Annotated in this window: 13 protein-coding genes; 8 read left to right on the forward strand and 5 right to left on the reverse strand. The window is 66.8% G+C overall.

What is annotated here, in order from left to right; translation table 11 throughout:
• Nucleotides 1-2 precede the first annotated feature (2 nt).
• Genes ABQY64_RS18060 through ABQY64_RS18070 form a run of 3 tightly spaced genes read left to right on the forward strand, consistent with a single transcriptional unit; the run spans nt 3 to nt 3,993 of the window.
• Nucleotides 3-2,675: a DUF802 domain-containing protein gene (locus ABQY64_RS18060; protein ID WP_349780419.1), complete on the forward strand. Its 2,673-nt coding sequence runs from the start codon at nt 3-5 to the stop codon at nt 2,673-2,675.
• On the forward strand, nt 2,672-3,346 hold the full coding sequence (locus tag ABQY64_RS18065) for an OmpA family protein (protein WP_039525107.1): 675 nt from the start codon (nt 2,672-2,674) through the stop codon (nt 3,344-3,346). Before ABQY64_RS18060 ends, ABQY64_RS18065 begins: the two co-directional genes overlap by 4 nt.
• Entirely contained in the window at nt 3,343-3,993 is a 651-nt protein-coding gene (locus ABQY64_RS18070) for a DUF2894 domain-containing protein (RefSeq protein ID WP_349780420.1), read from the forward strand. Before ABQY64_RS18065 ends, ABQY64_RS18070 begins: the two co-directional genes overlap by 4 nt.
• 193 nt (nt 3,994-4,186) lie before the next feature.
• Here the strand turns inward: ABQY64_RS18070 and ABQY64_RS18075 are convergent, their stop codons facing one another.
• The 4 genes from ABQY64_RS18075 to ABQY64_RS18090 form a co-directional block, all read right to left on the reverse strand.
• Nucleotides 4,187-6,331, reverse strand: a complete 2,145-nt coding sequence (locus ABQY64_RS18075; RefSeq protein ID WP_104594986.1) for a TonB-dependent siderophore receptor — start codon at nt 6,329-6,331, stop codon at nt 4,187-4,189.
• 85 nt (nt 6,332-6,416) lie between these two features.
• The gene (locus ABQY64_RS18080; RefSeq protein ID WP_349780421.1) at nt 6,417-7,685 is read right to left on the reverse strand and encodes a DUF3526 domain-containing protein; all 1,269 of its coding nucleotides are present in this window, start codon (nt 7,683-7,685) and stop codon (nt 6,417-6,419) included.
• Nucleotides 7,685-9,121: a DUF3526 domain-containing protein gene (locus tag ABQY64_RS18085; protein ID WP_349780422.1), complete on the reverse strand. Its 1,437-nt coding sequence runs from the start codon at nt 9,119-9,121 to the stop codon at nt 7,685-7,687. Before ABQY64_RS18085 ends, ABQY64_RS18080 begins: the two co-directional genes overlap by 1 nt.
• Nucleotides 9,118-9,858, reverse strand: a complete 741-nt coding sequence (locus ABQY64_RS18090) for an ABC transporter ATP-binding protein (RefSeq protein WP_349780423.1) — start codon at nt 9,856-9,858, stop codon at nt 9,118-9,120. Before ABQY64_RS18090 ends, ABQY64_RS18085 begins: the two co-directional genes overlap by 4 nt.
• Nucleotides 9,859-10,269: 411 nt before the next feature.
• Here ABQY64_RS18090 and ABQY64_RS18095 point away from each other — a divergent pair, with 411 nt between their 5' ends.
• Nucleotides 10,270-12,117, forward strand: coding sequence for a M14 family metallopeptidase (locus ABQY64_RS18095; protein ID WP_374151313.1), 1,848 nt, complete (start codon nt 10,270-10,272; stop codon nt 12,115-12,117).
• Nucleotides 12,118-12,364: 247 nt separating this feature from the next.
• On the opposite strand, the gene ABQY64_RS18100 is transcribed toward ABQY64_RS18095, so the two are convergent.
• Nucleotides 12,365-13,291, reverse strand: coding sequence for a LysR substrate-binding domain-containing protein (locus ABQY64_RS18100; RefSeq protein WP_374151314.1), 927 nt, complete (start codon nt 13,289-13,291; stop codon nt 12,365-12,367).
• Between the two features lie 127 nt (nt 13,292-13,418).
• Here ABQY64_RS18100 and ABQY64_RS18105 point away from each other — a divergent pair, with 127 nt between their 5' ends.
• The 4 genes from ABQY64_RS18105 (at nt 13,419) to ABQY64_RS18120 (ending at nt 18,084) form a co-directional block, all read left to right on the forward strand.
• Nucleotides 13,419-13,820: a Rid family hydrolase gene (locus ABQY64_RS18105; protein ID WP_039522479.1), complete on the forward strand. Its 402-nt coding sequence runs from the start codon at nt 13,419-13,421 to the stop codon at nt 13,818-13,820.
• A 526-nt stretch (nt 13,821-14,346) separates the two neighbouring features.
• Nucleotides 14,347-15,516, forward strand: a complete 1,170-nt coding sequence (locus ABQY64_RS18110; RefSeq protein ID WP_047129429.1) for a hypothetical protein — start codon at nt 14,347-14,349, stop codon at nt 15,514-15,516.
• 10 nt (nt 15,517-15,526) lie between these two features.
• A complete protein-coding gene (locus ABQY64_RS18115) occupies nt 15,527-15,955 on the forward strand; it encodes a substrate-binding domain-containing protein (protein WP_102583573.1) in 429 nt (142 codons plus the stop codon).
• Nucleotides 15,952-18,084, forward strand: a complete 2,133-nt coding sequence (locus ABQY64_RS18120; RefSeq protein ID WP_349780425.1) for a methyl-accepting chemotaxis protein — start codon at nt 15,952-15,954, stop codon at nt 18,082-18,084. Before ABQY64_RS18115 ends, ABQY64_RS18120 begins: the two co-directional genes overlap by 4 nt.
• Nucleotides 18,085-18,386 lie beyond the last annotated feature (302 nt).

The raw sequence follows: 18,386 nt of genomic DNA on the forward strand, positions 1-18,386 counted from the left end.
TCATGTTCAGAACTCTCGTCCACCTGTGTGTGTTTGTCGTCGGCCTGTTGGCGGTTTGCTGGGTCGGCATCGGTTATCTGGGCTCCAACCCGCTCGGCGCCTGCGTCGCGGCAGTGATCGGCGCCTGTTATGTGGCCGGCGCGCTGGAGCTGTACCGCTACCGCCAGGCCAGCGCGACGCTGGATGCTGCCGTCACCGCATTGACCACCGCGCCATCGGCACTGGGCGAATGGCTGGAGCGCCTGCATCCGAGCCTGCGCAATGCGGTGCGCCTGCGCATCAAGGGCGAGCGCGTGGCGTTGCCGGCACCGGTGCTGACGCCGTATCTGGTCGGCCTGCTGGTATTGCTGGGCATGCTCGGCACCCTGCTCGGCATGATGGCCACGCTCAAGGGCACCGGCTTCGCATTGCAGAGCGCCACCGACCTGCAGGCCATCCGCGGCTCGCTGGCCGCGCCGGTGGAAGGCCTGGCGTTTGCGTTCGGCACCTCGATCGCCGGCGTTGCAACCTCCGCGATGCTGGGGCTGTTGTCGGCACTGTGCCGGCGCGAGCGGCTGCAGGCAGTGCAGCGGCTGGACCTGAAGATCGCCTCCGAGCTGCATCCGCATTCGGACGCGCACCAGCGTGGCGAAGTGTTCAAGTTGCAGCAGCAGCAAAGCGCACTGATGCCGACGCTGATCGATCGCCTGCAGACGCTGATGCACAGCATCGAGCAGCAGAGCATTGCCGCCGACGAACGCCTGGCCGCGCAGCAGGCCGAATTCCACGCCCGGAGCGAGGCGGCCTATGCGCGCCTGGCCACGGCGATGGAGCAATCGCTGCAGAGCGGCGTGGCAGAAAGCGCACGCGCGGTGGGCGCGGCCTTGCAGCCGGCGATGGAAGCGACCATGACCAGCATCGCGCGCGACACCGCCGCCTTGCACGAGCGCCTCACCCATGCCGTGCAGCAGCAACTGGACGGCATCACCAGCGGCTTCCAGCACAGCGCCAGTGCCGCGGCCGCGCACTGGACCAGCGCGCTCGCCGCGCAGGAACGCGCGCAGCAAGCGATCGACACGCGGTTGCAGGCCACGCTGGAGCAGATCACACAGCAGACCACTGCCGTGCAGGACGGCGTCGGCACCGCCGTGCAGCAGCAGTTGCACGCGCTCAACGACGGCTTCCAGCACAGTGCGCAGACGGCCGCCGAGCACTGGCAGGCCGTGCTGGCTGCACAGGAACGTGCGCAGCACGCGTTGACCGAGCAGTTGCAGACCACGCTGGCGCAGATCGATCAGCGCAGCATCGCGGTGCAGGATGGCGTGACCCACGCGGTGCAGCAGCAGTTGGCCGCGCTCAATGACGGATTCGAACGCAGCAACGCCGACACGGCCGAGCACTGGGCGGCAGTGATCGCCGAGCAGCAGCGCGCAGGCGCGGCGTTGAACGCGCAATTGCAGGCCACGCTCGCACAGCTCGCCCAGCAGAGCAGCGCACTGCAGGACGGCGTGCACCAGGCCGTGCAGCAGCAACTCGACGGCCTGAGCAGCGGCTTCGAAAGCAGCACCGCCGCTGCCGCCGCCACCTGGACCGCGGCGGTGGCCGAACAGCAACGCGCAAACCACGCGCTGACGCAGGAGCTGCAGGGCACGCTGACCCAGTTCGCCAGCACCTTCGACGCACGCTCCAGCGCCCTGGTCGATGCGGTGTCCAGGCGCATGGATCAGTCCAGCAGCGAGACCGCCAGCGCCTGGAACGCCGCGCTGGCGCAGCAACAGGACGCCAGCGCCGCCTTGGCCGACCAGCACCAGCGCGCACTGGCAGCCGCCACCGCCAGCTTCGACGCGCATGCCGCCGCCCTGGTCGGCACCCTGCAGCAATCGCACACCGAGCTGCAGGCCGCACTGGAAGCCCGCGACACCCAGCGCCTGGCGCTGTGGAGCGAGCGCTTCAGCGCGATGAGCGCAGACCTGAGCACGCAGTGGGAGCGCACCGGCGAACGCGTCACCCAGCAACAGCAGGCGATCTGCGACACCCTGGCCAGCACTGCCAGCGAGCTGTCCACGCAGGCGCAGGCACAGGCCAGTGCCACCATCAGCGAAGTGGCGCGCCTGATGCAGATCGCCTCCGAAGCGCCCAAGGCGGCCGCCGATGTGGTGGCCGAGCTGCGCCAGAACCTGTCCGAGAGCATGGTGCGCGACACCGCCATGCTGGAAGAACGCAGCAAGCTGCTCGCCACCCTGGACACCTTGCTCAACGCGGTCAATCACGCCTCCACCGAACAACGCGCAGCGGTCGATGCGCTGGTCACCACCTCGGCCGACCTGCTGCAACGCGTGGGCACCCAGCTCACCGAGCAGATCGGCAGCGAGACCGGCAAGCTCGGCGCGGTGGCCGCACATGTCAGCGGCAGCGCGGTGGAAGTGGCCAGCCTGGGCGAAGCCTTCGGCGTGGCGGTGCAGCTGTTCAGCGGCTCCACCAGCGAGCTCAACGAGCGCCTGCAGCATGTCGCCAGCGCACTGGATGCCTCGCTGGCCCGCAGCGACGACCAACTGGCGTATTACGTGGCGCAGGCGCGCGAGGTGGTCGACCTCAGCATGCTGTCGCAGAAGCAGATCATCGAAGAACTGCGCCAGCTCGATCGCGGTCGCGGCGATGCCGGTGAGGCCGCTGCCGGCGAGGCCAGCGCGGCATGAGCGACGAGATCGACATCGACGGCGAATCGGGCACACCGATCTGGGCCGCCTTCGGCGACTTGATGTCGGTGCTGCTGGGCGCGTTCGTGCTGATCCTGGTCGGGGTGATCGGCGTGCAGCTGCAGCTGTCCAGCCGCCTGGACGAAGAGGTCAAACAGCGTCAGGCCGAAGCGCAGCGCCGCAAGACGCTGGAGCAGGCACTGGCGGCGCCGCTGGCCGCCGGCCGCGTGACCCTGGTCGACGGCCGCATCGGCATCCGCGGCAATGTGCTGTTCGCCTTCAATTCCGATCAGTTGCAGCCGGAAGGCCGTGAGGTGCTGAAGACGCTGGCCGCGCCGTTGACCGAATACCTGGCGGCGCGCGAGGAGATCCTGATGGTCAGCGGCTTTACCGACGACCGCCCGGTGCTGGGCGGCAACCGGCGCTACGCCGACAACTGGGAATTGTCGGCCCAACGCGCACTCACGGTGACGCGTGCATTGATCGCCGAAGGCGTGCCGGCCGCATCGGTGTTTGCCGCGGCCTTCGGTTCGCAACAGCCGGTGGATTCCAATGCCGATGAAACGCGCCGCGCCAGGAACCGCCGTGTGGAGATCGCACCGATTGCGCGCCCGTCCACCTCGCGCGCCTCTTCTGCCGCCAAGCCGACAGCAGCCGCAGGCACGCGATGAGCACGCAGGCGACATCCGCGCACGCGCGTCTGCAGCGCTGGCGCAGCCAGGGCGCCGACCGGCTGGATCCGGTACGTTTCCATCTGATGGAAACGCTGGCCGCGCGTGCCGGCACACAGGCCGAACCGGTGCGCGAGGTGCTGGAAGAAAAGCTGGGCAAGCTGGTCGATGCGTATGCGGCAACGGTGAAGCAAGCCGCGCGCCGCCGTGTCGCCAGCGCTGCCGCACAGCCGTCGCAACGCAGCGCGCTTGGCGCGTTAGCCGACCAGATGGCAGGCCACGCCGCGTTGATGGAAGTGGACAGCAGAAAGACCGCCAGCGCCGATGCCACGCAGTTTCCCGAGCTGCCGGCGCTGGAGGATTTTCGCCGCACCTGGACCACGGTGCGCACCGCCAGCCAGGTGCGGCAGTCGCTGCAGGACGCCCCCAAGGACGCCGGCCCGCTCAATTCCAGCGTGCTGGTGCATCGCTGCATCAGCCTGATGCGCGAGTGCTCACCGGGCTATCTGCAGCACTTCCTCGGCTATGTCGATGCGCTGTCGTGGCTGGAACAGCTGCACAGCGGTGGCGCGTTGGCCAGCGAGGACGCCGCGCCGGTGGCGCCAGGCAAGAAGCGCAGCAAGCGTCCGTCCACGCGGCGCAGCTAGCGCGACCAGTCAGTCGCGCCGGTGCTGCACGCACACGGCGGCTGGCTGAAACCAGCATGGCGCACGTGTGCAGCACGATCGCTGCCAGTGCGCTGGTCGATGTCGTTCGCATCCGCCGACCAGCGCTGGCGTGGTCCATCAAGCAAGCATGGTCGGACGTCGCCAGTCGGTGTCGATCACATGCCGGCGCTGATCAAAACCGCAGCCGCATACCCACGGTCCAGCTGCGCGGCGCGCCCGGATACACCCACTGCTCGCTGTAGGAGAACGCGGCGTAGCGGCGGTCGGTGAGGTTCTCGACCTTGGCATACAGGCGTAGGCGCTCGCTCAGGTCGTAATGCCCGACCAGGCGCCACACCGTGTACGCAGGCAGCACGAAGTCGGTATTGCTATCCACCGAGCCCAGCCGCTCACCGGTATGCGACACGCCCACGCCCACCGCCGCACTGCGCTTGCCGGTCAACGGCTGCTCATAGTTGACGAAGGCATTGCCGCTGAAGCGCGGCACGTTCGGAAAGCGGCGTCCCTCGGCCAGGCCGGTACCGGCGGCGGCCTCACTGCTGCGCGTGACCTGCGAGTCGGTATAGGCCAGGCCCACCGAGGCGGCCAGGCGCGGGGTCAGCCGCCCGAGCAGATCCAGCTCCACGCCCTGGCTGCGCATCTCGCCCACCGGCAGCGAAAAGCTGGTGTCAGCCGGATCCAGGCTCAGCACGTTCTTCTTGTCGATGCGGAACGCGGCCAGCGTCGCTTCCAGGCCATCGCCGGGCTGCACGTACTTCAAGCCGGTTTCCAGCGAGCGGCTTTTCTCCGGCGCAAAACTCTGCCCGTCCGCACCCACGCCGCTGTTGGGACGAAAGCCCGCCGCGGCGCTCGCATACAGCGACAGCGCAGCGTCGACATGGAAGATCACGCCCGCACGCGGGCTGACCACACCATCGGAGGCGCGCTGCGTGGCGCTGCGCAGCTGGTTGTCGAGATCCTGCTGGTAGTGGTCGTAGCGCAGGCCGAGCAAGGCCTTCCAGCGCGCGCCAAGATCGAGCTGATCCTGCGCATAAACGCCCCACACCTGTTGGCGCTCCTCGGTGTCGGTGATGGTGGCCAGCCGCCCCGGCTGCGCAACGCCGTACTGCGGTGCGAGCACGTCGATGCTGTACGGCGTGGCCGCGGAGCGTGCGCGCTGCTGGAAGCGGCTGTCGTCGAAGCGATTGCCATCCACGCCGAACAAGACGTTGTGGGTGACGCTGCCGGCCTGCAAGCTGCCGAGCAGTTCCGCACGCGCGGCGATATCGCGGCCCTGGTAATCGCGGTAGCGGCGCTCGCGGCGCAGCGTGCGCTCGTCGGCCTGCAGCGTCCACGGTTCGGTGGAAAAACCGCGCATGCCGCTGTCGCGATAGGTCGCCCCGCCCTGCAGCGACCAAGTCTGGTTCAAGCCATGCACCACGAACACCTGGTGCCCGGTGGAATGCAGATCGATATCGCCATCGCGCGGCTCGCCCAGAAAACGCCCGGCCGGCAGCCGATTGGCATCGCCATCGATGGCGGTGACACCGCGATCGAACGGCGCATGGATGCGCACGAATTCCAGCTCGTAGGACACCGTGGTATCGGGCGTCGGCATCCACAGCAGCGAGGGCGCCAACAGCGTGTTGTCGCTGTCGACGGTGTCGCGGAAGCTGTGCTGATCCTTGTGCATGACATTCAGCCGATAGGCCAGGTTCTCGCCCAGCGGTCCGGTGCTGTCGACCGCAGCGCGATAACTGTCGAAGCGCCCTGCCGACAGATCCACGCTGTGCTGCGGCTGAAACAAGGGCTTCTTGGTAACGATATTGACCGCCCCGCCGGGCTCGCCGCGCCCGTACAACGCCGAAGCCGGGCCCTTGATCACCTCGATGCTCTGCGTGTTGGCCGCATCGCGCAGGCCGTTGTAGCCGCGGCTGGCATTGAAGCCGTTGACCATGTAGTCCGAGCTGAAATTCGGGTCGCCGGTGAAGCCGCGCATCGAATAGCTGTCCCACAACCCGCCCAGGTTGTTGGCCTTGGTGATGCCGCTGGCCATCTCCAGCGCGCCGGCCAGATCGTTGACGCCGGCGTCCTCGAGCAGGGTCTGGTCCAGCACGCGCGCACTGATCGGCAGGTCGCGCAGCGGCGCATCGGTCTTGGTGGCACCGGTCACGCTCAATGCGCGGTACGGCGTGTACTGGCTGCGCACCTGCACCGCATCCAGGTCGCGCGCCTGCGGCTCGGCCGCTTCGGCAAGCGGACTGACGCCTGCGCAGCTCAGTGCACCGAGCAAAGGCAGCGTGTTGGACAGACGGCGGCGCGGCGTGGACACGGACATCGGGCAGGACTCCTGAAGCACCCGGGCGCGCTGGGCCCGGGTCGCAAGTGAGACAACGAAGGTGAGGGGTGACACGCAGCGGCCGCTATGACGCAGGATCGGCGCTTGCATCGAAACGTGGCGCGCGCCCGAAGTCCTCGCGCGTAAACGGGCGGTCGCGGAACAGATAGCCGTAATAGAACGTCCGCAGTGCCTGGTGATAGGCGCGGATGCGGTCCTGGTACGCCAGTTGCGCGCGCAGATCGGTGCCTGCCAGGCGCGTCAACGCGGCCTGCAACGCCACCGGTGGCAACACGCCGGCAACACGCTGCGCCAGTGCTTCACGTCGCTGCAAACCTTGGCGATACGCTGCGACCTGCGGGGCCACCTGTTGGTCGCCGTTTTCGTGGAAGGCGAAATACCACTTGTAATGAAACGCGCTGGTCAGCGGCGCCGAGTCCGCCCACTGCGGGTTCTGCGCGTAGAAGGCCCGCATGGTGTCCTGGCGCGGAATGTCCCAGGCGTGGTTGACCGCTTCGCGCTGCAGCCGCGCGATCTCGCTGCCTTGGTTGACTGGCACTGCCTGATTGATCGCCACATGCGCCAACGCCGGTGCAACCAGCGCCAGCACCACCCAGCAGGTCGCCAGGGCGGTGGCATGCGCGGCGGGGCGCCAGTGGAGGCGCCCGACCAGCACCGACAGCAGCACCCAGAACAGCAGATAGGCGCAGGTCAATGCCAGCACCGCGAGCTGCTGCAGCAGCGGCACCGCATTGAAGGTTGCGGCAATCACAAACGGCACACTCAGACACACCAGCACCGCAGCGGCACGCACCGCAACGCGCCGCACCAGCAACGCGGTGCCCGCGCCCGGCAATGCGGCGAGCATGCGCGCACGCCCGGCCTCGCGTTCGCCCGAGCGCAAATCGAACAGCAACGCGATCACGAACAACGGCAGCAGGAACACCAGCACGAAGGCGTAGTCGAAGCGCCCGGCCAGTGCCAGCTCCGGGTTGTAGCTGTCGCCATCGTGGATCTGCGCTTCCAGGCCCAGCGCGCGGACACGCAGGATGTACGGCGAGACATCGCGCATGCCCACCGCAGCAAATGCCAGTGGCGTGGGCACATCCCAGGTCGGGTGGAAGCTGTAGTAGGCCGCGCTGCCGGCGTCGTTGGAGCGCGCCACATAGTCTTGCACCGCTGCGATGTCCTCCTGCTGCAGCGCTGCAATGCGCGCGATGTTGGCGCGTTGCGCAGCGATGAGGTGCTGGCCGGAGAGCAGGCTGCACACGGTCAACACCGCCAGCAACAGCAGGCCGGCCAGCGCGGCGCGTGCGCGCAGCAACAGCAGCAGTTCGTATTTCCACAGCAGCATCAGCGCGCCACTCCCACACGCCGGCCGGCCACCAGCAGCATGCACAGCGCCGCCAGCAGCCAGGCACCGACCAGGCCGAGCGCCGCGCCTGCGGCGCGCAGCACCTCGGTGGTGGCCGGCGGCTGGAATGCGAACACCGGGATCGCATGCCAATGCGCGGAGGAGATGCGCTTGCGTTGGTCGGCACCGGCATCCTGCGCGGTGTCGTCGGCCATGCTCACCGCATCTGCCTGCAGCTGGTTGAGCTGCTGCACCAGCGTGTAGCGGTAATGCTCGGCCTGGGCGAGAAACCGCTCATGCGCACGCAGGTCGGTTTCTGCCAGCGTCATCGACAGCTCGCGCAGCGCAACCGTGGGGCTCAGCAAGGCGAACGTGCGCACCAACAAGTTCTGTTGCTGCTGGATGGCCGAATCACGTGCGGCGTAGCGCTCGAACAGGCTCGCGGTGAGACGCTCGCCTTCCAGCGCCAGCAGGCCCTTGTAGTTGACCGGCAGCTCTTCCACCCGCTGCACGCCATAGCGCGCCAGTGTCTGCTGCTTGAACTGCGCAAAGTGCGGGTCATCCGGGTTGTGGCTGTCGCCGAGCGTGCGCAGGTCGCGCTGGATCGCCACATCGGTCTCCAGCCGTGTCGGCAGGCGGTACGCCGCACTGGCCACATCCGGCGCCACGCGCGGCACCAGCAGGGCCAGCCATACCCACACCGCCAGCGACACCAGCAACGCATCGCGGCCGCGCCGGCACAGCATCGACACCGACAGCACCAGCGCGCACCACACCAGCAGATACACCGCATACGCCAGCACCAGCAGCACAACCCGCAGCGCCTGACCCGGCAACGACGCGATCGGTAGCAACCCGACCAGGGCCGGCAACAGGCAGGCTGCGGCCACCACCGCGAGCGCGAGATATTTGCCACCGAACAATTGCCCACGCGTGGCCCCCTGCAGCAACAGCGCGCGCAAGGTGCCGGTCTCCTGCTCGCGCGCCACCGCGCCATAGCCGAGAAATACCAGCAGCAGCGGCGCCAGCACCTGCAACACGAATGCGGGGGTGAGCTGGCCGAAGCGCACCAGCAGCGAGCTCTGACGCACATCGCCGAAGTTGGCGGTGTTCTGGCGATGGCCTTCCAGGAACATGCTGTTGCCGGTGAACGCGTCCACGCCGGCATCGAAGGCGGCCAACGCGGGCAACGGGCGATAGATGAAGTGGCCGTAATGCACCACCCGATGCGGGTGGCGGTCCGGCTGCGCTTCGAAGGCCTGCTGCGCGGCCAGTTGCTGGCGCGCGCGGAACTCGGCCACCTCGCGCTGATGATGCGCGGCGGTCAATGCCGCCACCAGCGTGAGCAGCATCAGCAGCACCACACCGATGGCAGCGGAACGGTTGCGCGCCATGAAACGCAGTTCCTCGCGTGCGACCAACAGCACAGGACTCATGCAGCCCGATCCTGCGCACGCGCAAAACGCGCATGCAAGCTGCGCACGTCGAAGCCGCTGTCGCCGGCACCGATGTCTTCGGCAATGCGCCCGTGTTCCAGGAACCCGATCCGGTCGGCGACATCCACTGCGCCGAGCAGGTCGTGCGTCACCATCAGCACCGCGCCCCCGCGCTCGCGCACGCTGCTCACCAAGCGGTTGAAGTCACCAATGGCGCGCGGGTCCAGGCCGGAGGTGGGCTCGTCCAGCAGCAACACCGGCACCTGGCGCAGCGTGGCCACTGCAATCGCCACCTTCTGGCGCATGCCCTTGGAAAACCCCGCCAGCCGCTGGCGCCAGGCCTCACGCTGCAGGCCGGCAGCGGCCAGCGCCTGGCCGATCTCGGCCTGGCCGCGGCGCTGGCCGGCCAGCGCGAGCAGGTAGTCGGCATTTTCCAGCGCACTCAGGTGCTCGTAGAGCGCCACGTTTTCCGGCAGATAGGCCAGCCGCGCACGTGCGGCGCCAGGATCGGCGACCGGGTCGACACCATCGACCCGCAGGCTGCCGGAGGTGGGTTTGACGAAGCCGAGCAAGCTGGAAAGCGTGGAGGACTTGCCGGCGCCATTACCGCCCAGCAAGGCGTAGACACTGCCGGGGGCGACCTGCAGATCCAGCCCCTGCAGCACGGTGCGGCCGCGGTAGGCCACGTGCAGGTTGCTGATCGAGATGGCGGGGGCGACTGGGGGACTGGAAAGCATGGCAAGGCAATGGCTTAACGAAATGATACGTTATCACATTGCGTTCGACGCTTGCAGTGGACCGGGCGACGCCGCTCAAGCGCCAGCCGGAGCGGCGAATGCGCGGTGTTATCCCTCTCGGGCGACAGCACCACAGGTAGCAGGCTGCGCGACCGTCGACGCGAGCGCGGCCCGTCAAATGTTACTGTATTACGCAAATATCCTGCTGGTTGCTGCAGCCGGAGGCAGGAACTCCCTGCACCGCGCGACCCGCGCCCAGGGAAAGACCAGCCCTCCGCCCTCCGACCCACGCAGTCCGCTGTAACGCGTCGATGCGGCATGGCGGCCGTCGAACGCCGCTGCCGTCGCAACCACCCAGGACCAGCAAGCCTTGCCACGTTCTCCCCTCAATCGAGATCCCGTACGTCCCACATGACTTCCGATACGCGCCCCTCCGCCCCCCAAGCCTCGCACGCTTCCGCACCCGCTTCCGGCAACGCCGCCGGGCCCGCCAGCCGCAGCACCACGCGTGCCGCTGCCGGCCTGCTCGCCGCCACCCTGTTCAGCGCCGCACAGGCCAGCGCGCAGTCCATCGACACCAGCGCACCGCTGCCGCCGGTACGCGCCTGGCATGGGGCCAGCGAGGCGTTGATCGTCACACCGGACGATCCGTGGAGCACCCCGGCAGAGCGCAACGCGTTCGCCAGCACGCCCAGTTACGACCAGACGCGCGCCTGGCTGGAGCGCCTGGTCGCCGCCTCGCCGCTGCTGTCGCTGGAGGTGTTCGGCAAGAGCAGCGAGGGCCGCGACCTGCTGCTGGTCCGCGCGCACAAGGGCGCGCCCGGCAAACCGGTGGTACTGGCGCAGGCCGGCATCCACGCCGGCGAGATCGATGGCAAGGATGCCGGCCTGATGCTGCTGCGCGATATCGCGCAACGCGGCAAGGACCACCTGCTCGACCAGGTGGATCTGGTGTTCGTGCCGATCTTCAATGCCGACGGTCACGAGCAGCGCGGCCCGCTGATCGGCGCCGCATTGCGCGGCCCGCAACAGATGGGCTGGAACACCACCACGCGCGGCATCAATCTCAACCGCGACTACCTCACCCTGGAAGCGCCGGAAACGCGCGCGATGGTCGCGTTGCTGCATCGCCTGGATCCGGCGCTCTACATCGACCTGCATGTCAGCGGTGGGCTGGATCACCAGTACGACATCACCTTTACCTTCGCCGGCTGGGGCACCTATGCACGCTCGCGCGCCACTGCCGACTGGCTGCAGCAACGCTTTACGCCGGCGGTGAATACCGCATTGCGCAAACAGGGCCACGAACCGGCCATCTACCCGAGCCTGATCGACGAAGACGAGCCGCGCTCGGGCCTGCGCTACGCGCCGGAAGGCCCGCGCTATTCCACCGGCTACGGCGACTTCGCCGGCATCCCCACCGTGCTGGTGGAGAACCATCGCCTGAAGTCGTACCGGCAGCGCGTGCTGGGCGACTATGTGCTGCTGGAAGCAGCACTGCGCGTGGTTGCCCGCGATGCAGGCAACATCGATGCGGCCAAGCGCGCCGATCGCGCCGCCCGCCCGCAGGAACTGATGGTGGCCTGGGAACGCCTGCAACAGCCGATCGCCCAGGTGCCGTTCAACGGCGTGAGCTACACCCGCGCGTTGTCGCCGGTATCCGGGCGGCAGGAACTGCGCTGGGAGGGCCGCGATGAAACCTGGACCCTGCCGGTGATCGGCTATCGCCAGACCCAGGCGGTGCGCTACCCGCTCGCCTGGTGGATCCCGCCCGGCAACGACGATGTTGTGGAACTGCTCAAGGCGCACGGCATCACTTATGAACGCCTGCAGCAGCCACGCCAGCTCCAGGTGCAGCAGATCCGCGTAGTGAAGGATGCCGGCACACAAACGCCGCACGCCGAGCACGTGGAAGAAACCTTCGCCGCCGGCAGCATCCGCGTGCCTGCCGATCAACCGATGCGCATGCTGGCAGCCGCGTTGCTCGAGCCGCAGAGCAGCGACTCGTTGCTGGCCAGCGGACGTTTCCGCAATGCCGGCAGCCCCGACAGCGGCTTGTACGGCGCCGAGCTGGTGGACTTCAGCGAGCGCGTGCTGCGCAGCGACGACGCCCTGCGCGCCGCCTTCGAACGCAAGCTCGCAGACGATGCCGCATTCCGCGCCGATGGCGATGCGCGGCTGCAATGGATCTATGCGCGCTCGCCGTATGCGGCGATCACCGGCTGGCGTTATCCGGTGCGGCGCCAACTGGCGGAGTGACCCTGCGCATTGTCGATTGCGCGCTGTGGGATCGGCAATGCGGCTCGAGCTTCTTTCGCATCGCGCATCGCGCAAGGCCCGTGGCGACGGCAACGGCGACCGCATCGGCATCGATACCGGCAGCAACGTCGCTTGCATGCCGGCAGACAGGACGCTTCACCACGCACTGCGCGCTCCATCATGCGTGCGTGCCCCCCGTGTCTGGCGTGCACGATCACGACCACATCAGCCACGCCACGCAGCGCGCTCAGCGCAGCGCCGGCGCTCCCACTGGCGCATGCTCGGCCATCAACGCACTCACCCACTCGATGAACACACGCAGCTTGGCGCTGACATGCCGGTTGGGCGGGAACGCGATCGACAGCGGCATCGGCTCCATCCGCCAGTCCTCGAACAGCGGCACCAGTTCGCCACTGGCCACATGCGCCCTGGCCATGTACACCGGCAACCACAGCACGCCCATGCCGGCCAGCCCGGCGGCCAGATAGGCGTTGCCGTCGTCGGACGCCACCACGTAACGCCCTTGCAGATGCACCGCCTCGCTGCCGCGCTGCATGACATAGGGCACGGTCTTGCTGCTGCGCCAGCGCATGAAGCCGACACAGCGGTGCTGGGTGTTTTCCAGCTCGCGCGGGTGTGCCGGCATGCCCAGCCGCTGCAGATACGCCGGCGCCGCGTACACGCCCGCCTGCAGGTCGCCCACGCGGCGCGCGATCAGCGACTGATCGGTGATGGTGCCGCCGCGCACCACGCAATCCACGTGCTCGCCGATCAGGTCCACGCGGCGATCGCTCACGCCCATGTCCAATTGGATATCCGGATAGCGCGCATGAAAGGCCGGCAGTGCCGGCATCAGGATCAGGCGCGCCAACGGGCTGGGCACATCCACGCGCAGGCGCCCGCGCGGCAGCGCCGACGCATCGGACAGGCTGGTCTCGGCATCGTCCATGTCCGCCAGCAGCCGCAGCACGCGCTCGTAGTACGCCGCGCCATCGGCGGTGACATGCACCTGCCGCGTGGTGCGGTTGAGCAGCCTCACGCGCAGGCGTGCCTCCAGCTGCTGCACCAGCTGGGTCACGCTGGCCCGGCTCATGTGCAAGGTCTCGGCCGCCTTGGTGAAGCTGCCGGTCTCCACCACCCGCGCAAACGCCTGCATCGCGTCGAACCGGTCCATCGCCACTCCCGACTCCAAGATTGTTTGGATTCTACAAACAGTGCTGGTCGGCATCGCCGATTTATCGCGCGCAGACAAGCACCTACGCTGCCTGCCTGTTCCGATTCGACACCCGATGGAGGTCACCATGGCAACACGTGAGGCAGTTTTTCCGCAGGGGCGGCACGCGCTGTACGAGCGCCACCGCTATTCGCCGGCAGTCCGCGCCGATGGCTTGCTGTTCGTCGCCGGCCAGGTCGGCAGCCGCGAAGACGGCTCGCCGGAACCGGAGCTAGAGGCAGAGATCGCCCGCGCCTTCGCCAATCTCGATGCCATCCTCGCCGCAGCCGGCTGCAGCGCGCAGGACGTCGTCGACGTCACGCTGTTCATGCTCGACCCCGACGTGGTGTTCGAGGCCATGTGGGACAAATGGGTGAGCTACTGGGGTCCGGCACCCTACCCCACCGTCACCGCAGTGGGCGTGACCTGGCTGGCCGGCTTCCGCTTCGAGATCAAGGTCGTGGTGAAACTCCCGACACGGCAGCAGTAAACGTTTCCAGTAACTTGCCGGTTCTATCGCGTCGCGTCTGCATGCAGCCAAAGCAAAATCTCCGCCGGCCGCATCGCACTGGCGATAAGTAACTGGCGCGCCCACGCGAAATAATTCAAAGACCGCCACGCCTGCCTCGCCAGTGCGTGGCGTTTTTTTTGCGCGCGCACTTCGGAGCAAACGCATCTTTGTCAATTTTCCCCTGTAAAAATGCGGTTTTTTGCTTACCTCGGCCTTCACCGCTGCGCTACGCACCGGCAGGCCCGAGATGCGGACGATTATGTCCGCCGATATTCACCCCAGCTGTTTCAAACACCTAAAACACGCGTCTCGATAGGGCGGAACTATCGTCTACTTCTTGTGGTGCTTTGGTTTCTTAACCGGTTTTTCCAAGTTGTAAAAATCTCGCTAAAGCAATGATGCAGACGGCCGCTACCGCAATCCAGGGCGTTGCGACGCTCATTACCGTTCTGCCCGCGCGCCTCCCATGGCGCTGCGTCCATCACCCACTCAGCCGAGATTCTCAATGAAATTGACCGTCAAGCTTCTCAGTGGCGCCATCGCCCTGGCGTCGTCGACCTGCGCCTACGCGCAGCAGGACTCGATGTTTTCCTTCAGCGGCTTCGGCACGCTGGGTGTGGTGCATTCGACCGAGGACCAGGCCGACTTCACGCCCGACATCCAGACCGTGGAAGGTGCCGGTGCCAGCCACTCCACCTCGGCACGTCCGGACTCGCGTATCGCCGGCCAGGTCAATGCCAACTTCACCGAGAAGTTCACCGGCGTGTTGCAGGTGACCAGTGAGTACGCCGAACGCGGCGATTACGATCCCAAGGTCACGCTGGCGCATGTGAAGTATCAGTTCGGCCCGCAGTTCGCCGCGCGCCTGGGCCGCATCACTGCGCCGCTGTACATGCTGTCCGAGTACCAGCGCGTCGGTTACGCCACCCCGTGGGTGCGTCCGCCGTACGAGGTCTACAACTACCTGCTGCCGATGGACGGCGTCGAAGGCGTGTACACCATCAACGCCGGCGAGAGTGTGGTCAGCGTGCAGGGCTTCTACGGCCGCATCAATTCGAAGAAGGCCGATGTGTACGCCATGCGCGGCCTGGCGCTGGGCCTGGAATCGGGTGCGTCCACGTTCCGCGCCGCCTACATCGTGGGCACCACCGATTTCGATACACCGGCGCTGGATCGCCTGTTCTCGGTCTATCAGCGCATCAATCCCGCACTGGCCGATCGCCTGACCACCTATGGCGTGGACGGCAGCTTTGCCAGCCTGGGTTACGCCTACGATCCGGGCAGCTGGTTCCTGCGCAGCGAAGTGATCCGCGCCGATTACTCGCCCTCGCTCAACGGCAAGACCACTTCCGGTTACCTCAGTGTCGGCGGTCGCTTCGGCACGCTGACGCCGTCGATCACCTATGCCAACGTCGATCGCAAGGGCCCGACCATCGCGGCCGGCCAGGATCCGGTCGGCGTGATGACGCGCGCACTGGCGCAGGCCGAGAGCGGCCGTCACAGCTTTACCGCATCGCTGCGTTGGGACGCGCGTGAAAGCGTCGCATTCAAGCTGCAGGCCAGCCACATCAACAACAACGCGGGCTCGTTCGGATCGTTGAACAACATCCAGCCGGGCTTCCGTCCGGGCGGCAGCTACAACCTGCTGTCGGCCTCCGTCGACTTCGTGTTCTAAGAGAGCCCCCATGACCATTTCCAAGTGTTTTGCAGTCTCCCTGCTTGCCGCGTTGTCGCTGACCGCGTTCTGCGCCAATGCCGATGTCGTGGTGGTGATGTCGGCCAAGGGCGGCCCGGACAGCCTCAGCGCCGCGCAGGTGTCGCAGATCTTCCTGGCCAAATCCAACAGCCTGCCCGGCGGCGGCGCGGCGGTGCCGATCGATCAGGAAGAAGGCGTCGCCACCCGCGATGAGTTCTACAAGAAAGTGGCCTCACGCGACGCGGCACAGCTGAAGTCGTACTGGTCGCAGCTGATGTTCACCGGCAAAGCGCAGCGTCCCAAGCGTGTCAGTGGCGACGATGCGGTCAAGAAGGCCGTTGCCGCCACGCCCGGCGCCATCGGTTACATCAGCGCCAGCGCAGTCGACGCCAGCGTCAAGGTCGTCCTGAAGCCGTGACCCGCCACCTGCTCGAGACTCAAGTCATGAGACGCATCCTGTCGCTACCGTTGTTCTGGAAAATCCTGATGCCGGCCGCGGTGGCGATCCTTTGCCTATCGAGCTATGTGGCCTTCAGTACGCTGGTCTTTCACCGCAACAACGACCGCCTGGAAGCGGTACGCGACGTGCATTTTCCGATGCTCGACGCCATGACACGCAACGTGGCTGCACTGGACAAGCTCATCAACGGGCTCAACGGCGCCGCTGCCGCCGGCGATGCCGACATGTTGGCGGCCACCAAGCCGGTGGCCGACGAGATCCACGCCTCCTACGTGAAACTGCAGAAATCCGATCCCGCCAATGCAAAGGAACTGGCAGGTCTGGGCAAGCAGTTCGATCAGTACTACAGCCTGGCGCACGGCGTGGCCGCCGCGTTCGTGGAGCAACGCGAACCCGATGCGGCGCAGATGAGCGCCATGGCACCGGCACTGGAAACCTATCGCACCACCCTGACCGCCATGCAGAAGCGTGCCGATGCACGCTTCCGCGGCACCGTGCAGGAAGCGGTGGACAGTTCGGTGGCGGCAAGCATCGGCGGGCTGGTGCTGGGTCTGGTCGGTGCGGTGCTGTGCATCGCCTTCGGCTGGATCGTGGCGCGCGCCATCACCCAGCCGCTGAACCGTGCGGTGGGCATTGCGCATGCGGTGTCGTCGGGCAAGCTGGACAACAACATCTCGATCGACCGCAACGACGAGGTCGGCCAGCTGCTGCAGGCGATGGACAGCATGCAGCGTCAGCTGCGTCGGGTGATCCAGGCGCAGACCGACATGGGCGACAAGCATGAAGCCGGCATGGTCAGTCATCGTATCGCCGAGCAGGAATTCCCCGGCGAATTCGGCAGCATGGTGCGGGCCAGCAACGCGCTGGTGTCCAGCCATATCGCGGTGACGATGCAGATCGTCGCATTGACCGAGCGTTATGCCGCCGGCGACCTGTCGCAGCAGCTGGAGCGGTTGCCGGGCGAGAAGGCGGTGATCAGTCAATCGATCAACGATGTGCGGGCCAGCCTGTTGTCGATCAATGGCGAGATCAAGCGGCTGGCGTCGGCCGCGGCGGCGGGCGACTTCAGCGCACGCGGCGACGAGACTGCGTTCGAGCATGATTTCCGCCAGATCGTGGTGGACCTCAATCACCTGATGAGCAGCTCGGACAAGAGCCTGGGTGCGGTGTCGCAGGTGTTGCAGGCGATTGCGAGCGGCGACCTGACCACGCGCATGCACGGCGACTTTGCCGGCGTGTTCGCACGCATGCGCGACGATGCCAACACCACGGTTGACCGCCTGACCGACATCGTCGGGCGCATCCAGCATTCCTCGTCGGAGATCGATACTGCGGCCGGTGAAATTGCCGCCGGCAATCAGGACCTGTCGCGGCGTACCGAACAGCAGGCGGCCAGCCTGGAAGAAACCGCCGCCTCGATGGAGGAACTCACCTCCACCGTCAGGCAGAACGCCGAGCATGCGCTGCAGGCCAACGAACTGGCACGCAGTGCCGCCAGTGTGGCCTCCAAGGGCGGCGAAGTGGTCAGCCAGGTCGTCGGCACCATGTCGGGCATCGAAACCTCCTCGAAGAAGATCGCCGAGATCATCAGCGTCATCGATGGCATCGCCTTCCAGACCAATATCCTGGCCTTGAACGCGGCGGTGGAAGCCGCCCGTGCCGGCGAACAGGGCCGCGGCTTTGCAGTGGTGGCCTCGGAGGTACGCACGCTCGCGCAGCGTTCGTCCGCTGCGGCCAAGGAGATCAAGGAGCTGATCGACGCCTCGGTGGGCAAGGTGGCCGAAGGCTCGGTGCTGGTGCACAAGGCCGGTACCACCATGACCGAGATCGTCGCCAGCGTGAATCGGGTCACCGACATCATGGGCCAGATCACCGCCGCATCCAGCGAGCAATCGGCCGGCATCGAACAGGTCAACCAGACGGTGATCCAGATGGACGAAACCACCCAGCAGAATGCAGCGCTGGTGGAAGAAGCCATGGCCGCGGCACGGGCGATGGAGAAGCAGTCCAGCACCCTGACCCAGCTGGTCTCGCTGTTCCAGCTGCAGCCTGCCAGCGCACCGCAACTGGAAAAAGAGGTCGCATAGTCGACCGAGCGTATCGTCTCGCGACGTATTTGACGGCCTCTTCTGCATGGACTGCAGAAGGGGGTTTTTTGTGTCCGCCGACGGCGAACGCAGCGCCGGCACGGCAGCGTCGCAAGGCGCGCATCTTGCACCGACGAACGGCACTGCGCTGCTTCCAACCTGACCTCTGGCGGTGTCGCCTGCCGGTGTGTGCTGGCGTATCCCGACCGCAAGGCGGGCGGTTGTCCGACAGCAGCAACCGCGCTCTGCTGATGGCGCAGCTATGCGTCATCGCAAAAACCCTGGCGCGGAAGCACATCTGC

Source organism: Xanthomonas sp. WHRI 7065 (assembly GCF_040203115.2).
GTDB lineage: Bacteria > Pseudomonadota > Gammaproteobacteria > Xanthomonadales > Xanthomonadaceae > Xanthomonas > Xanthomonas arboricola.

Coding starts and splice junctions, on each gene's coding strand:
- ABQY64_RS18060 (WP_349780419.1), top strand. CDS start 3: ATGTTCAGAACTCTCGTCCACCTGTGTGTGTTTGTCGTCGGCCTGTTG.
- ABQY64_RS18065 (WP_039525107.1), top strand. CDS start 2,672: ATGAGCGACGAGATCGACATCGACGGCGAATCGGGCACACCGATCTGG.
- ABQY64_RS18070 (WP_349780420.1), top strand. CDS start 3,343: ATGAGCACGCAGGCGACATCCGCGCACGCGCGTCTGCAGCGCTGGCGC.
- ABQY64_RS18075 (WP_104594986.1), bottom strand. CDS start 6,331: ATGTCCGTGTCCACGCCGCGCCGCCGTCTGTCCAACACGCTGCCTTTG.
- ABQY64_RS18080 (WP_349780421.1), bottom strand. CDS start 7,685: ATGCTGCTGTGGAAATACGAACTGCTGCTGTTGCTGCGCGCACGCGCC.
- ABQY64_RS18085 (WP_349780422.1), bottom strand. CDS start 9,121: ATGAGTCCTGTGCTGTTGGTCGCACGCGAGGAACTGCGTTTCATGGCG.
- ABQY64_RS18090 (WP_349780423.1), bottom strand. CDS start 9,858: ATGCTTTCCAGTCCCCCAGTCGCCCCCGCCATCTCGATCAGCAACCTG.
- ABQY64_RS18095 (WP_374151313.1), top strand. CDS start 10,270: ATGACTTCCGATACGCGCCCCTCCGCCCCCCAAGCCTCGCACGCTTCC.
- ABQY64_RS18100 (WP_374151314.1), bottom strand. CDS start 13,291: ATGGACCGGTTCGACGCGATGCAGGCGTTTGCGCGGGTGGTGGAGACC.
- ABQY64_RS18105 (WP_039522479.1), top strand. CDS start 13,419: ATGGCAACACGTGAGGCAGTTTTTCCGCAGGGGCGGCACGCGCTGTAC.
- ABQY64_RS18110 (WP_047129429.1), top strand. CDS start 14,347: ATGAAATTGACCGTCAAGCTTCTCAGTGGCGCCATCGCCCTGGCGTCG.
- ABQY64_RS18115 (WP_102583573.1), top strand. CDS start 15,527: ATGACCATTTCCAAGTGTTTTGCAGTCTCCCTGCTTGCCGCGTTGTCG.